This window comes from Pseudodesulfovibrio karagichevae, assembly GCF_041414475.1.
Lineage (GTDB): Bacteria > Desulfobacterota > Desulfovibrionia > Desulfovibrionales > Desulfovibrionaceae > Pseudodesulfovibrio > Pseudodesulfovibrio karagichevae.
Genome location: NZ_JBGLYH010000011.1, coordinates 38,718 through 52,727 on the forward strand (window position 1 = coordinate 38,718; position 14,010 = coordinate 52,727).

The window sequence follows — 14,010 nt, forward strand, 5'->3', positions numbered from 1 at the left end:
AGAAAGGAAAGGGGGCTAGTCATGTTTAAGGACATCATCGTGGGCGTCACGCCCACCGGCATCGATGCCTGTGCGGTCAAGGCCGCGGCCGAGTTCGCCGCCAAGTTCGAGTCCAAGCTCTACCTGGTCCACGTGGCCGGCATGGAGCAGGGCTGGGGCTCCATCGAGCACCTCGCGCCCTCGGGCGAGACCGACCAGTTGGGCGGCAAGATACGCGAAATGTACGACGAATACCTGGGCAACCTGCCGAGCGCGCAGATCGTGGTCGTGCCGGGCATCCCGCACAACGAGCTGCTGCGCCTGGCCCGGTCCAAGAACACGGACCTCATCGTCATGGGCCCGCACACCCAGGAATACGAGGAGCGGCGCTCCAAGATGTGGGGCATGGCGGGCAGCACGCTGGAGCGCGTCAGCCAGCGCGCCCGGTGCCCGGTCATGATCGTGCACAAGGACGTGGCCTGCAAGGAGCCGCTGTTCACCAACATCGTGGTGGCCACGGACTTCTCGGACCAGGCCGAATGCGCCGTGGCCTACGGCGGCCAGATGGCCCGCCAGTACAAGGCCAACCTGGTTGTCATGCACGTCAGCGAGCCCGGGGGCCAGGGGCGCGGCGAGTGCCTGACCCGGCTGGAGGGCTCCTACGGCAAGCGGCTGGACGGCATTGCCGGGTGCTCCTTCCGGGCCGAGATGGGCGAACCGGCCATGGAGATCCTGCGCACGGCCCGCCAGGGCGACGCGGACCTGCTGATCATGGCCCACCACTCCAAGGAGCGCGACCCGGAAAAGGCCTTCCTGGGCTCCACCGTGACCCAGGTGGCCCTGAACGCGCCGTGTCCGACCATGAGCATCAACCGGCACTTCGACCTGCGTTGCGGTCTGATGTACGACCAGGCCGGCCAGGTGGTCCAGGCCGAGGCCCTGGCCTGATCCGACGTTGAACGGAATCGGTTCCGGGGGCGGACGGCCGTCCCCGGAATGTCCGGCGCGCTCGCGCGCCAAGCGATGCGAAAGGAGTGAGCCATGACGGTTATGCCCAAGCCCCTGGACGTGGAAGTCAGGGAGTTTCTCAACAAGTTCGATTTCAGCGCCTGCCTGGCCTGCGGCACCTGCTCCAACGGGTGCCCGGTGACCGCCACCCCGGGCATGGAGGAGTGGGACATCCGCAAGGTCATGCGCATGCTCGCCTACGGCATGGTCGACGAGGTGGTGGCTTCCGACTTCCCGTGGGTGTGCACCGGCTGCGGGCGGTGCGCCTATTCGTGCCCCATGGACATCGACATCCCGGCGGTCATGGCCCACATGAAAAGTCTGCGCGAGCGGGACAAGGTCCCCGGCTCCCTGCACAAGGGCATGCAGAACAACGTGGACACGGGCAACAACCTGGCCATCGCCCGCGGGGAGTACCTGGAGGGCATGGCCGACCTGGGGAACGAACTGGCCGAGGAATGCCCCGGCTTCTATGTGCCCGTGGACAAGCAGGACGCCAAAATCCTCTTCTTCCCCAATTCCAAGGAGGTCTACGGCGACTTCGAGGACCAGTTCTGGTGGTGGAAGGTCTTCTACGCGGCCCGCGAGGATTGGACCGTGCCCTCGGAGGGGTGGGAGGCCGTGGACTGGGCCCTGTTCACCGGCAACTACGCGGCCAACAAGTTCCTGGCCAAGCGCAAGATCGACTACATGCACAAGTTCAACATCGAGCGCATGATCATGCCCGACTGCGGCGGCGGGTCCTACGGCTGCCGCAAGGGCATGGAGGCCTGCGTGCTCGAGGACCCGAACAACGAGGTCGGCTTCACCTACCTCTACGACTACCTGGTCGGGATCATCCGGGAGGGCCGCATCCGGCTGGACAAGTCGGTCAACGCGGGCAGGCGGTTCACCTGGCACGACTCCTGTAAACACGGCCGGGAGCTCCAGCGCCACTTCGGCAGGGGGTACTTTGAGGAGCCGCGCTGGATCATCGCCCAGTGCGTGGACGACTTCGTGGACATGACCCCCAATCGGGGGCTGAACTACTGCTGCGGCGCGGGCGGCGGCATGTGGCCCGCCCCGTTCGACGACCAGTCCGCCTGGCACGGGCGGCACAAGTTCGAGCAGATCAAACGGACCGGGGCCGACGTGGTCGTGGTCGGCTGCTCCAACTGCCGCGACCAGATCATGAAGCGGCTGCCCAAGTACTACACGGACTACAAGTACGAGGTGAAGTACATCTGGCAGCTGGTGGCCGAGACCCTGGTCCTGGAGCCGTGGGAGGCGGAGCTGGTCGAGAAGGCCACCGCCCTGGCCGACGCCCAGTGGCAGGCCTTCGGCGTGGACCTGTCGGCCGGGGAATACTGACCCCGGCCCCGGGCCTAGCTCTCCTCGAAGGCGAGCAGCTTGCGGTACAGGGTCTTGCGCCCGATGCCAAGGATGCGCGCGGCCTGGGTGCGGTTATGGTTCACGTGCTCCATGACCCGCAGGATGTAGCGCTTCTCCTGCTGCTCCAGGGTGGGCAGCGGGGCGCAGTTCTCGCATTCCTCCAGGGAGCGGGCGATGTCCGAGGGCAGGCACTTGGTGGTGATCAGGTCGTTCTCGGCCAGGATGATGCCGCGCTCGATGACGTTGCGCAGTTCGCGGACGTTGCCGGGCCAGTCGTAGGCGATCATGCTCTGCCCGGCGCGCTTGGACAGACGGTAGGGCGGCCGGTCCGGGTAGAGGTTCTCCAGGAAGTGGGCCACGAGCAGGGGGATGTCCTCCTTGCGCTCCCGCAGGGGCGGGATGTCGATGCTGAAGACGTTCAGGCGGTGGTACAGGGCCTCGTGGAAGCGGCCCGCCTCCACCTCCCTGGCCAGGTCGCGGTTGGTGGCGAACAGGAAGCGCACGTCCACGCCGCGCTCCTCGCGGTCGCCCACCCGGCGGTACCGCTGGGATTCGAAGACGCGCAGCAGGCTGGCCTGGACCTCCAGCGGCAACTCTCCCACCTCGTCGAAGAACAGGGTGCCCTTGTCCGCCTGGGCCAGGACGCCTTCCTGGGAGGTGTCGGCCCCGGTGAACGCGCCCTTGCAGTAGCCGAACAGTTCGCTGCGCAGCAATTCCTTGTTGAACGCGCCGCAGTTCTTGACGATGAGCGGCATGTCCGCCCGGGAACTGCGGCCGTGCAGGACATTGACCACCACGTTCTTGCCCACGCCGCTCTCGCCGGTGATCAGCACCGGCGCGTCCGTGGGCGCGACCTTGTCGATCAAGAAGCCGACCTGGCGCATGGCGGCCGAGGTCCCGATGATCTGCTGCCTGGGTTTGCCGCCCTTGTTCATGCGCAGCCTGCGCAGCTCCCGCTGCATGACCCGGCGCTGGTAGGCCCGGTCGATGAGCAGGTTGATGCGGTCCAGGGAAAAGGGCTTGGTCACGTAGTCGTAGGCCCCGGCCTTCATGGCCTCCACCGCGCTGGCCACTTCGGTGTAGCCGGTGATCATGATCACCTCGACGTCGGGCAGGGTCTCCCGGAAGTGCTCCAGGAGCCGGTTGCCGTTGCCGTCGGGCAGGCGGACGTCCAGCAGAATGACGTCGAAGCCGCCCCGCTTGACCATGCGCGTGGCCTGGGCCGCCGTGGCCGCGGTGGTCACCTCCCGGCCGGGCCGGGCCAGTTCGCGTTCGGCCAGCTTGCGGATGAAGGGTTCGTCGTCCACCACCAGGACGCGGTTGGTCTCGGGGTTCGCCATGGCTTCACTACTCCTCGAGCAGGGGCAGGATGACCTCGAAGACCGCGCCCTCGCCGGGCTCGCTCGAGGCGGTGATCTCGCCGCCGTGCTTCATGATGATGTTGTAGCAGGTGGACAGGCCGATGCCGATGCCCTGGCCGGCGGGCTTGGTGGTGAAGAACGGCTCGAAGAGCTTGTCGATGTTCTCCGGGGCGATGCCCCCGCCCGTGTCCGAGACCCGCAGCAGGACCATGCTCCCGGCCACGCGGGTGGAGATGTCGATGGTCCCGATGTCGCGCACCTCGTACAGGGCGTTGAGGATCAGGTTCAGGGCCACCTGCATCAGCTCGCCGGGGTGGCCCATGACGCACGGCTCCTCCTCGGACAGGGAGAGCCGGATGATCCCGGAGGGCAGGGCGGACAGCCGGGGATGGAGCAGCTTCAGGCAGTTGAGGATGATGTTGTTGATGTTGACTATGGCCATGGCGCGCACGTCGCGGTGGCCGAAGCTGAGCAGGTTCTGGACGATCTCCGAGCAGCGGCGGCACTCCTGGAGCACGATGTCGAGGTACTCCTCGAAGGTCCCGAGCAGGTCCCCGCACGACTCGTCGTCCTTGAGGCAGGCCTCCAGGCGGCCCAGGTGTCCGGACAGGGCCTCGGCGAACCCCGAGATGGAGGTCAGGGGGTTGTTGATCTCGTGGGCCACGCCCTCGGCCAGCACGCCCACGGTGGCCATGCGCTCGGCCTGGAAATACTTGGCCTGATACTGCTTCTCCACGGTCACGTCGCGGTGCAGGAGCAGGACCTTGCCCGGCGTGTCCCCGGTGCCCGGCATGAGCGCGGCCGAGCACTCGATCTGCCGGTTCTCGCCGTCCACGTTCATGATCTGCAGCTGGCGGCAGACCTTGCGGCCCTCCTCGCGGGCCATGACCAGCGGGCAGGGGGAGCACGGCCGCCTGCCGCCTTTGAAGACCTGGTAGCAGGGCAGGCCGATGGGGTCGCGGTCGCCGTAGGTCTCGGAAAAGGCGCTGTTGACCGAGAGCACGAGATAGTCCGGCGAGACCACGGCCACCACGTCGGGAATCCCGTTGAGGATGTCCTGGACGTCGCGCCGCTTGCGTTCGAGCTCGCTGTTCGAGGCCTTGAGCTCGTTGATGGTCTTCTGGACCTCCTTGAAGAACCCGAGCTTGATGGACTCGATGCCGATGATGTCGTTGAGGCTCGCGCGCCCGGCGGGTCCGCCGCTGCCGTTCTCTTTGGTCATGTCACCACATCTCGTAGTAGATGTTCAGGATGTCCTTCCAGTCCGCCGGCCGGGGGTTGGTCAAGAGGCAGATGTCCTTGACCGCGTTGTGGCTCGCCTGGGGCAGCATGGTCCGCTCCGGCAGGATTTCGCGCAGGCGGCAGGGGATGCCGATCTCCTCGCGCAGCCGTTCCAGGGCCTCGATGCCCGCCAGGGCCGTGGCCTCGTCGGTCCTGAGCCGCTTGCCGGTGATGACCTCGCCCATCTTGGCCATCTTGGCCTCGCAGACCGGAAGGTTGTAGCGCATGACGCTGGGCAGGAGCAGGGAGTGGGCCACGCCGTGGACCACGTCGTGCATGCCGCCCAGGGCGTGGGCCAGGGCGTGCCCGAGCCCCACGCTGGCGTTGGTGAAGGCCATGCCGGACGAGGTTCCGGCGATGGCCAGCTGTTCGAGGTCGTCCAGCCCGCGCCGCTCCAGGGCCGGGCGGATGTGCTTCATGAGCAGGTCCAGCCCCTTGAGGCTCAGCGACTCGGTGAAGGTGTTGGCGATGGGCGAGACGTAGGACTCCACGGCGTGGGCCAGGGAGTCGAACAGCGGCGGGATGATCTGCTCGCGGGTCAGGGTCTTGAGCAGGAGCGGGTCGGTGATGGAGATGTTCGGGACCAGGGTCCGGCTGATGACGGTCATTTTGACCCGCCGCTCCACGTCCGTGATCACCGTGAACTGGGAGATGTTCGACTCGCTGCCCATGGTGGTGGGGATGAAGACCATGGGCGGCAGGGGGCTGCGCACCAGGTTGGCCCCCTCGTAGTCGGCGATGGCGCCCCCGTTGCTGACGATCAGGGCGATGCCCTTGGCCGCGTCCATGGGGCTGCCCCCGCCCAGGGCCATGACCACGTCGGCCTCTTCCCGGCGGTAGAGTTCCGCGCCGTTGTGGACCTGGAAATCGCGCGGGTTGGGGACCACGTCGTTGAAATAGACGAAATCGAGATTTTCCTGGCGCAGGATGTCGAACAGGGCGTCCACCCAGCCCGCCTCCTCCACGCCGGAGTCGGAGACCACGAATATCTTGGACGCGCCCAGCCGTTTGGCGCAGATACTGGCGTACTGCAGGCTTCCCCTGCCGAAAATCACTTCCGGTATGGCGAACTTGAATATGTCCACGGTGTTATCCTTTGGTACGGTTATATCGTCTAGCCCATCCCCTATCAAGGTGCTTGCCGTGATAATTTCATTTCCCTAGGCATGTTGCCGCGATATTCCGGCCGTTTTCAGACGCGGTCCATCAGCCCCTTGGCCATGCGGCGCATGAGAAAGTATTTCTCGTCGAAGCCCATGGCGCGCATCTGTTCGAAGAGTTCCGGGGCGATGCCCCGGGTCAGGAGCATCTGAAGGTAGATCAGGTCGTCCACGTCGTGCTCCAGGGTGTAGGGCGGCGGCGGGGCCGTCCCGAGCCAGTAGTCGTCGCTGATCAGCCCGGCCGCCTTGGCGCGGTCGTACTGGTCCGATGCCGGGAGCAGGGTGTTGATGCCCAGGATGGGCATGGTCGCCGGGCGGATCGCGTGGATGAGCGCCACGGTTTCGCCGATGGTCTCCGGGTTCTCGCCGGGGTTGCCGACCATCAGGAAGCAGCACGGCTCGATGCCCGCCTCGTGGGTCATGACGAAGGCCCGGCGGACCTGCTCCACGGAGAACCCCTTGCCCGCGGCCTTGAGCACGCGCGGGCTGCCGGACTCCACCCCGTAGTAGATGCGGTAGCACCCGGCCTTGTACATCCAGCCCAGCAGCTCCTCGTCCACCAGGTCCACGCGGGTCTCGGCCATCCACACGAAGTGCAGCTTGCGTACGATGATCTCGCGGCACAGGGCGAGGATGCGCTGTCGGTCCAGGGTGAACAGGTCGTCGGAGAAGTACAGGTGGCGGACGTGCAGGTCCTCGATGAGGCGCTCGATCTCGTCGGCCACGTTCCGGGGCGAGCGCTTTGCCCAGCGGCCCTCGAAGAACCGGTTCACCGAGCAGAAGCCGCAGTGGAACGGGCAGCCGCGCGAGCTGAGCAGGTGGGTCCCAATCAGGGAGCGGTACTGCTCCGGGATCTCCGGGGACCTGTAGCGGGCGAGGTCGAAGGCGTCGTAGGCCGGGAAGGCGAGGTGGTCGAGATCCGTGGACCGCTCCCTCGGCGGGGTGCGGAACACGCCGTCCGCCGAGCGCAGGGCCAGGCCGGGGATGTCCTCGAGCCCGCCGCCCTCCTCGAAGCGGGCTGCCAGTTCGACGATGGTCTCCTCGCCCTCGCCCAGGGCGACCACGTCCACGGCCGGGTTGGCCAGCATGTGCTCCGGGAAGAAGGTGGCGTGCGGCCCGCCCATGACGATATGCGCGTCCGGCAGGACCCGCCGCGCCTCGGTGGCCAGGCGCAGGGCGTTGGCCCGGCCCAGGGTGAAGCAGCTGATGCCGACCACGTCCGGCCGCTCGCGCCGCAGCAGGGCGGCCGCGCGGGGCCAGGAGTGGTCGTGCAGGTCGGCGAACGCGGTCTCCACGCCGTGCCCCCGCAGGGCGCTGGTCAGGTAGGCGATGCCCAGCGGCACCCAGGTCCGGGGCGGGAGCAGGTCCTCCTCGGCCGTGGCCGGGTTGCGCAGCCTGGGCGCGGGCGGAGTCAGCAGCAGTACCTTCATCCTTCCTCTCCTTGTCGTCTTGTGTGTTGCGTTTCTTCAAAGGGGTGTGCCCCGGCTCCCCCGGGAAGGACGGTGAGGGAGCCGGGGTTTGTTGGACGCCCCTGTCACGGAGGTGAACCAGGAACGATTGCGGCGTTACGCCGGCAGGGCGAAGGCCTCCTTCTCGAAGCGGGCCAGCTCCTTGTCCATGCCCAGGCGCTTCATGAGCCGCCTGGTGGGCATGCCGGTCTTTTCGTCCCACTCCATCAGCTTGTAGTACTCGTCCTTGACGGCCTCGAAGTTCTCCCGGATCAGCGGGGGGTGCGGCGGCTCGGCCGGGGGGAAGGGCGGCAGCAGCCGCGACTCCACAGGCGCGAAGAAGTGCTCGGGCAGCTGGTCGTGCTCCTCGCGCAGGTTGACCCTGCGGCCCCCGCCCCATTCCATGGCGGTCAGCAGCCGGTGCAGGACCCATATCCGGGCGGCCTTGTCGTCCAGGGTCTTCTGGGTCATCTTCTGGCCGGTGACCAGCTCGAAGAGCTTGTACTCCACCGAGATGTCGCCGGAGTAGTCGCGGTCCTTGCGGCCGCTGGTCATGATCGGGAAGACCCAGTCGCAGACCGTGAGGCTGTCCTTGACGCAGCCCCGGTAGTGGATGAACTGGCCCAGGTAGGCGTTGGCCTTGGCGGACTTGTCGCCGTTCCAGGTCAGCGACACGTCGCGTTCCCGGTGCAGGTCGTTGAGCGCGTTTTCGGCGATGTCCCGGCCCCAGTGGTTGATGGCCACGGGCATGGCCTGTTCGAAGGTCAGGCCGGTCCACTCCACCAGGTTGGTCATGGAGTGGCGGTTGGGGTCGCGGTTCTCCACCGCGAAGTTGACCGCCCAGTAGTAGCCGAAGGTGCGCGGGTCGTAGTGGGCCGACATGCCCCAGCCGCCGTTGCCGCCCACGACGCCGCCCATGATGCCCTCCATGTCCTCGAAGCGGGTGACGTGCCGGGCCACCTCGGGCATGCCCAGGGACTCGAACTTGGCGGCGATATTGTACATCGCCCGGCAGAATCCCTCGGCCAGGGCGTCGCCCAGGTAGCCGGTGCGGTAGGCGATGATGTTCATCAGGGTTTCCAGCCCGCCGGAACCGAGGACGCCGTCGGGGGTGTAGTGGCCGTTTTCCAGCTCCTTCTTGATCTCGGCGCTGACCAGCTTCCTGTCGTACATGTGGTCGAGCAGCGACTTGCCGTCCACCTTCTCGTCCTGCAGGAACCAGACGAACTGGATCATGGGGAACATCTCGAAGGTGTCCACGCCGAGCTTGTTGGCCAGCTGGTTGGCCAGGAAGGTGGTCTTGTCGCGGTTGCCCAGCCAGGAGTAGAACCACTGGGTGCAGCTGACCGCGCCGCCGCCCATGCCGTCCACGTTCATGTACGAGTAGCAGCCCTGGGGGCAGGAATAGCAGGACTGTGACTTGACGTGGTACTTGTTCAGCCACGGCGCGCAGCTCTCGGTCTGGTCGAAGCGCAGGGCCTGCTTGTTGATGTCCTTGGGGTCGATGTGCTTCTCGGTCCAGCTCAGCGGGCCGTGGGACAGCGGGGTGGAGCCCAGGGGGCCGGGCTGGAATTCGCGCACGCTCTTGACGTACTTGATCAGGTTCTTCTTGTCCGCGACCTGCACGCCCTTGGTGCCCCGGATGGCGATGGCCTTGAGGTTCTTGGACCCCATGACCGCGCCGAAGCCGCCCTGGCCCGCCGCGTTGCCGATGCGGTGGATGATCGGCGAGATGCGCACCAGGTTTTCGCCCGAGGGGCCGATGACCGCGATCTGCGTCTTTTCGTCCCCGGTCTTGGCCTTTATCATGTCCTGGACCTCGAAGGTGTCCTTGCCCCACATGGCGCTGGCGTCCTCGATGGTCACCTCGTCGTTGACCACGTTGATGAACACGGGCTTTTTGGCCTTTCCCCGGACCACGAGAGCGTCGTATCCGGCGAACTTCAATTCCGCGCCCCAGTAGCCGCCGAAGCCGCTGCGGGTCACCAGGGGCTTCTTGGACTTGGGGGCGTAGACGTGGGGCGAGATCGAGATGACCTCGGAGCGCCCGGAGGAGGGCGCCAGGGAGCCCGTCAGCGGGCCCACGGCGAAGACGATCCGGTTCTCGGGGTCGAAGGGCCCGGCCATGGGGGCCTCGTCGAAGATGACCTTGTAGCCGAAACCGATGCCGCCTGTGTATTCCAGGTACTTGAACGTGTCTTCCGTGGTGACGGAGCCGTCGTCCAGGTTGATTCGCAATATCTTTCCAGCCCATCCGTACATAGTGCCGTCTCCTTGCATAATGTGATTAACCGAGCTCGATGAACTTCAGCGCGTCCGCCGGGCAGTACTTGACGCACAGGGGGTCGCCGCCGCAGAGGTCGCACTTGGAGAAGACGCTCTTCTCCTCGTTCTCCACGATCATGTCGTAGGGGCAGGCCGCGAAGCATTCGCCGCATCCCTCGCACTTGGCCGGGTCGATGATCCGCGCCCCGGTCTTGGGGTCGAGGATCAGGGCGTCGTACTCGCAGGCCAGGTAGCAGTCGGCCATGTTGCACTGGCGGCAGACGTCGGGCATGACCGCCAGCTTGGCCAGCCGGTGCTGGGGGTCGTAGGTGGTGTGTATTCGGGACAACGCCGGCCGGCAGATGTCGTCGTGGCCCAGCGAGCAGACGATCTCGCAGGTCCGGCAGCCCACGCAGGTGGTCGGATCGGTGACCAGCCAGGCCCGGGTGGCGGGCAGCTGGTCCGGCGTGATCCCCCGGTTGTAGTGCTTGGGATTGAAATTCTTCGGGGCGGCGAGGGCAGCACCGGCCAGGGTCCCGGCCACGACCTGGATGCCCAGGAACCCGAGCATCTTGCGCCGCGATATCCCCTTGCCCTTGGACGGTGGCGTTTCCTTCTTGACCGCCACGCTATCGGCGGCCGTCTCTTCAACCGATGTATGGTCCGTTGCCTTGATGGTGTTCACAGAAGCCTCCTGTTGTGTTTTCGCATTGAACCGCATGCCCCCTTATGAGCAATTCCGGGACCAGCGTTTCCGAACAGGCTTCGGCGGACCATTTCGTGCATGATTTGGGCATAATACTAGCCGTGCAAAATTGATCGGTTGTAAAAAATGCATGAAATTTTACGGGTTGGGTAAAACACTGTTCCCGGGCCGCGCGCAGGCCCGCCATTCCGAGGCCTAATGACCCAAACGCAAAAAAAAGCCGGGTCGCAATGACCCGGCTTTTCGCGGGGGGCCGGGACGGAAGTTGATTTTTACCCCGGTTTGGGGCGAAGGTACGGTCTGCGCCCGGCGCCTCCCCGTCCGATCGGGGCGGACGCGCCGCCGGGCCCCCCCGGTAAACTTCGGAGCCCGTATGCAGTCATTGAAGATCAAAGTCCTCCTGGTGGTCCTCGCCTTTGTCCTGTTCATGCTTCTGACCATGGGCATGTACTGGTGGAACATCGTGGCCTTCCGCGAGCGGCTGATCATCATGGACGAGTTCCACGACGTGGTCTCCGACATCCTGGAGACCCGGCGCTACGAGAAGAACTTCATGTTCTACCCCGAGCCGGGCAGCCTGGGCGAGGCCCTGGTCTACCTGGACCGCGCCGAGCACACCGTAACCCTGCTCCGGCCCCAGATCGTCGAGATTCTGGGCCGGGGGACCTATGACGGCGTGCTCGACGACATCACCGAATACCGCAGGCTGCTGCACTCTCTGGCCAACGGCGACAAGAGCGTGGCCGACAGCACCCGGCAGCACGGCACCCGGCTGGTGGAGGCCGCCCAGGCCCTGCTCAAGAAGAAGAAGCAGACCATCCACGACGCCCTGAACCGCATCCTGTTCATGCCCCTGGCCGCCAGCTCCCTGATCCTGATCCTGATCACCTCGGTCTACTTCTGGCAGGCGCGCAAGGTGCTCGGGCGGCTCAACTACGTGCAGCGGGCCGCCGACGGCGTGGCCAAGGGGGACTACGAGGCCATCCAGCACCTGACCAGCGAAGACCCCATCTCGGTGATGATGCGCTCGGCCTTCCAATCCATGGCCGCCCAGCTGGACGAGCGCCAGGAGCAGCTCATCGAGGCCCGCAAGCTGGTCTCCATCGGCACCCTGACCTCGGGCATTGCCCACGAGTTGAACAACCCGCTGAACAACGTCTCCCTGACCGCCGACACCCTGCTCGAAGAGCTCGACGACCTGCCCGAGGAGGAGGTCCGCGAACTGCTCGGCGACATCATCAACGAGACCGGCCGGGCCTCCGAGGTGGTCCGCAACCTACTCGACTTCTCGCGCGAGGAGGAGCGCCCCCTGGCCCGGCTGTCCATGGCCAACGTGGTCCGCCAGACCCTCAAGCTGGTGGGCAACCAGCTCTCCCTGAACGGGATCAAGGTCGAGACGGACCTGCCCGACGACCTGCCGGACATCCACGGCGACATGCACTACCTGCAGCAGGTCTTCATCAACCTCTTTCTCAACGCGGATCAGGCCATGGAAAAGGGCGGGACTCTCAAGGTCGCGGCCCGGTCCGACGGCGAAAGCCTCTGCGTGGACGTGGCCGACACCGGCTGCGGCATGGACAAGGACACCCTGAGCCGCATCTTCGACCCCTTCTTCACCACCAAGCCGGTGGGCAAGGGCACCGGCCTCGGGTTGTCCATCATCTACGGCATCCTCAAGAAGCACGGCGGGTCCATCGACGTGCAGAGCCGGGAGGGCGAGGGCACGACCTTCACCGTGTGCCTGCCGGTTCTGGCCGACGGAGAGGCGGCATGAGCCTGTTCCGCGCGGCGGTCATCGACGACGAGGCCCAGGCGGCCAAGATGGTCGCCAGGGCGCTGACCAAGCTCGGCTTCGAGGTGGAGACCTTCGGGCTGGGCCACAATTTCCTGGCGCGCATGGCCGAGGCCCCCTTCCAGCTCGCCTTCATCGACCTCAAGCTGCCGGACATGGACGGCATCGAGATCCTCGAGGCGGTCAAGACCGGGTTCGAGAACGTGGAGGCCGTGATCATCACCGGGCACGGGTCCATCGCCTCGGCCGTGGAGGCCACGGCCAAGGGCGCGGCCAACTACATCGTCAAGCCCTTCCGCCTCCAGGAGATCCGCGCCGTGGCCCGCGAGGCGCTGGAGAAACTGGAGCTGCGCGAGGAGAACCGGCGGCTGAAGGCGGCCCTGGACGACGTCCCGCCGCTCAAGGACTTCCTCGGGGCCAGCCAGGTCATGCTCGACGTCTTCGCCATGATCCGCAAGGTCGCGCCGGTCAACTGCACGGTCCTGCTCCAGGCCGACACCGGCACGGGCAAGGAGCGGGCGGCCAAGGCCATCCACGACCTCTCCGCGCGCAAGGACAAGACCTTCGTGTCCTTCAACTGCGGCGGGTTCACCGAGGAGCTCATCTCGAGCGAGCTGTTCGGCCACGAGAAGGGCGCCTTCACCGGGGCCACGGCCACCAAGATCGGGCTGCTCGAATCGGCCAACGGCGGCACGGTCTTCCTGGACGAGATCGGCGAGATGCCCCTGAACATGCAGGTCAAGCTGCTCCACGTCCTCCAGGAGCGGCGCATCCTGCGCGTGGGCGGCACCCAGCCCATCGACCTGGACATCCGCATCATCGCAGCCACCAACCGGGACCTGCAGGAGGCCATGGCCGCCGGACAATTCCGCGAGGACCTCTTCTACCGTCTCAACGTGGTCCGCATCTACCTGCCCACCCTGGCCGAGCGGCGCGAGGACATCCCGCTGCTGGCCGGCCACTTCCTCGAGACCTTCAACGCCCGGTTCGGCAAGCGGGTGGCCTCCATCTCGCCCCAGGCCATGGAGGTCCTGACCCAGTACAACTATCCGGGGAACGTCCGCGAGCTGGAGAACATCGTCCAGCGCGCCGTGGCCCTGGCCGACGGCGAGGTCATCGGCCTGCGCGAACTGCCGCCCGACCTGCTCAACCTGACCTTCAGCAACCTCGGCACCCCGGGCCTGCTTCCCCTGGAGGAGGTCGAGAAACGGCACATCCAGCACGTGCTCGAAGCCACGGGCAACAACAAGGGGCTGGCCAGCTCCATCCTGGGCATCCCCCGGACCACCCTCTGGCGGCGGCTCAAGAAGTTCGGCCTGGACACGGACGAAGAGTAGCCGCTCCCCGGCCAGGCCCCGCGCCCGGCCGCCATCCCCCCGATCACGCCCGCGCCCCCTCCGGAGCGCCGTCCCGGCGCGCCTCCGCATCGCCGTATCGCCCTGATTCGCCGCCCCGTCGAGACGGGGTCGCCTCCCATTTTATCGCCTGTTCTCAAGAAAAAATGCGGTTTTTTCACGCCCGCGTTTCCGCCGTTTTTCATCGCCTGTTCATTTTGAAACACGTTTGGCCGCAAAAGTGGGCAAAAGCGGCTGAGATTGGGACGGGTTTTTCAGAATGAAACATCACTTTTTGGGCGAAA

Annotated in this window: 10 protein-coding genes; 4 read left to right on the top strand and 6 right to left on the bottom strand. The window is 66.1% G+C overall.

Annotated features, from left to right (window positions below):
- Positions 1-21 precede the first annotated feature (21 nt).
- Positions 22-927: a universal stress protein gene (locus tag AB6M95_RS05900; RefSeq protein WP_371385813.1), complete on the top strand. Its 906-nt coding sequence runs from the start codon at positions 22-24 to the stop codon at positions 925-927.
- 93 nt (positions 928-1,020) lie between these two features.
- Entirely contained in the window at positions 1,021-2,337 is a 1,317-nt protein-coding gene (locus AB6M95_RS05905; protein ID WP_371385814.1) for a (Fe-S)-binding protein, read from the top strand.
- A gap of 14 nt (positions 2,338-2,351) precedes the next feature.
- On the opposite strand, the gene AB6M95_RS05910 is transcribed toward AB6M95_RS05905, so the two are convergent.
- The 6 genes from AB6M95_RS05910 to AB6M95_RS05935 all read right to left on the bottom strand — a co-directional run bounded on the left by AB6M95_RS05910 (position 2,352) and on the right by AB6M95_RS05935 (position 10,558).
- Complete coding sequence (locus tag AB6M95_RS05910) at positions 2,352-3,698, bottom strand: sigma-54-dependent transcriptional regulator (RefSeq protein WP_371385815.1); 1,347 nt, start codon at positions 3,696-3,698, stop codon at positions 2,352-2,354.
- A 7-nt stretch (positions 3,699-3,705) separates the two neighbouring features.
- Positions 3,706-4,941 carry a PAS domain-containing sensor histidine kinase gene (locus AB6M95_RS05915; RefSeq protein WP_371385816.1) on the bottom strand — a complete coding sequence of 412 codons (1,236 nt, stop codon included), beginning with the start codon at positions 4,939-4,941 and terminating at the stop codon, positions 3,706-3,708.
- Between the two features lies 1 nt (position 4,942).
- A complete protein-coding gene (locus AB6M95_RS05920; protein ID WP_371385817.1) occupies positions 4,943-6,085 on the bottom strand; it encodes an iron-containing alcohol dehydrogenase in 1,143 nt (380 codons plus the stop codon).
- Positions 6,086-6,192: 107 nt separating this feature from the next.
- Positions 6,193-7,590: a B12-binding domain-containing radical SAM protein gene (locus AB6M95_RS05925; protein ID WP_371385818.1), complete on the bottom strand. Its 1,398-nt coding sequence runs from the start codon at positions 7,588-7,590 to the stop codon at positions 6,193-6,195.
- A gap of 135 nt (positions 7,591-7,725) precedes the next feature.
- Positions 7,726-9,846 (bottom strand): aldehyde ferredoxin oxidoreductase N-terminal domain-containing protein, encoded by a 2,121-nt coding sequence (locus tag AB6M95_RS05930; RefSeq protein WP_371385819.1) that lies wholly within the window; start codon positions 9,844-9,846, stop codon positions 7,726-7,728.
- 49 nt (positions 9,847-9,895) lie between these two features.
- A complete protein-coding gene (locus tag AB6M95_RS05935; protein ID WP_371385820.1) occupies positions 9,896-10,558 on the bottom strand; it encodes a 4Fe-4S dicluster domain-containing protein in 663 nt (220 codons plus the stop codon).
- A 394-nt stretch (positions 10,559-10,952) separates the two neighbouring features.
- Here AB6M95_RS05935 and AB6M95_RS05940 point away from each other — a divergent pair, with 394 nt between their 5' ends.
- Together AB6M95_RS05940 and AB6M95_RS05945 are read left to right on the top strand one after the other, a co-directional pair.
- On the top strand, positions 10,953-12,353 hold the full coding sequence (locus AB6M95_RS05940) for a sensor histidine kinase (protein WP_371385821.1): 1,401 nt from the start codon (positions 10,953-10,955) through the stop codon (positions 12,351-12,353).
- Positions 12,350-13,708 (top strand): sigma-54-dependent transcriptional regulator, encoded by a 1,359-nt coding sequence (locus AB6M95_RS05945; RefSeq protein WP_371385822.1) that lies wholly within the window; start codon positions 12,350-12,352, stop codon positions 13,706-13,708. Before AB6M95_RS05940 ends, AB6M95_RS05945 begins: the two co-directional genes overlap by 4 nt.
- The last annotated feature ends 302 nt before the right edge of the window (positions 13,709-14,010 follow it).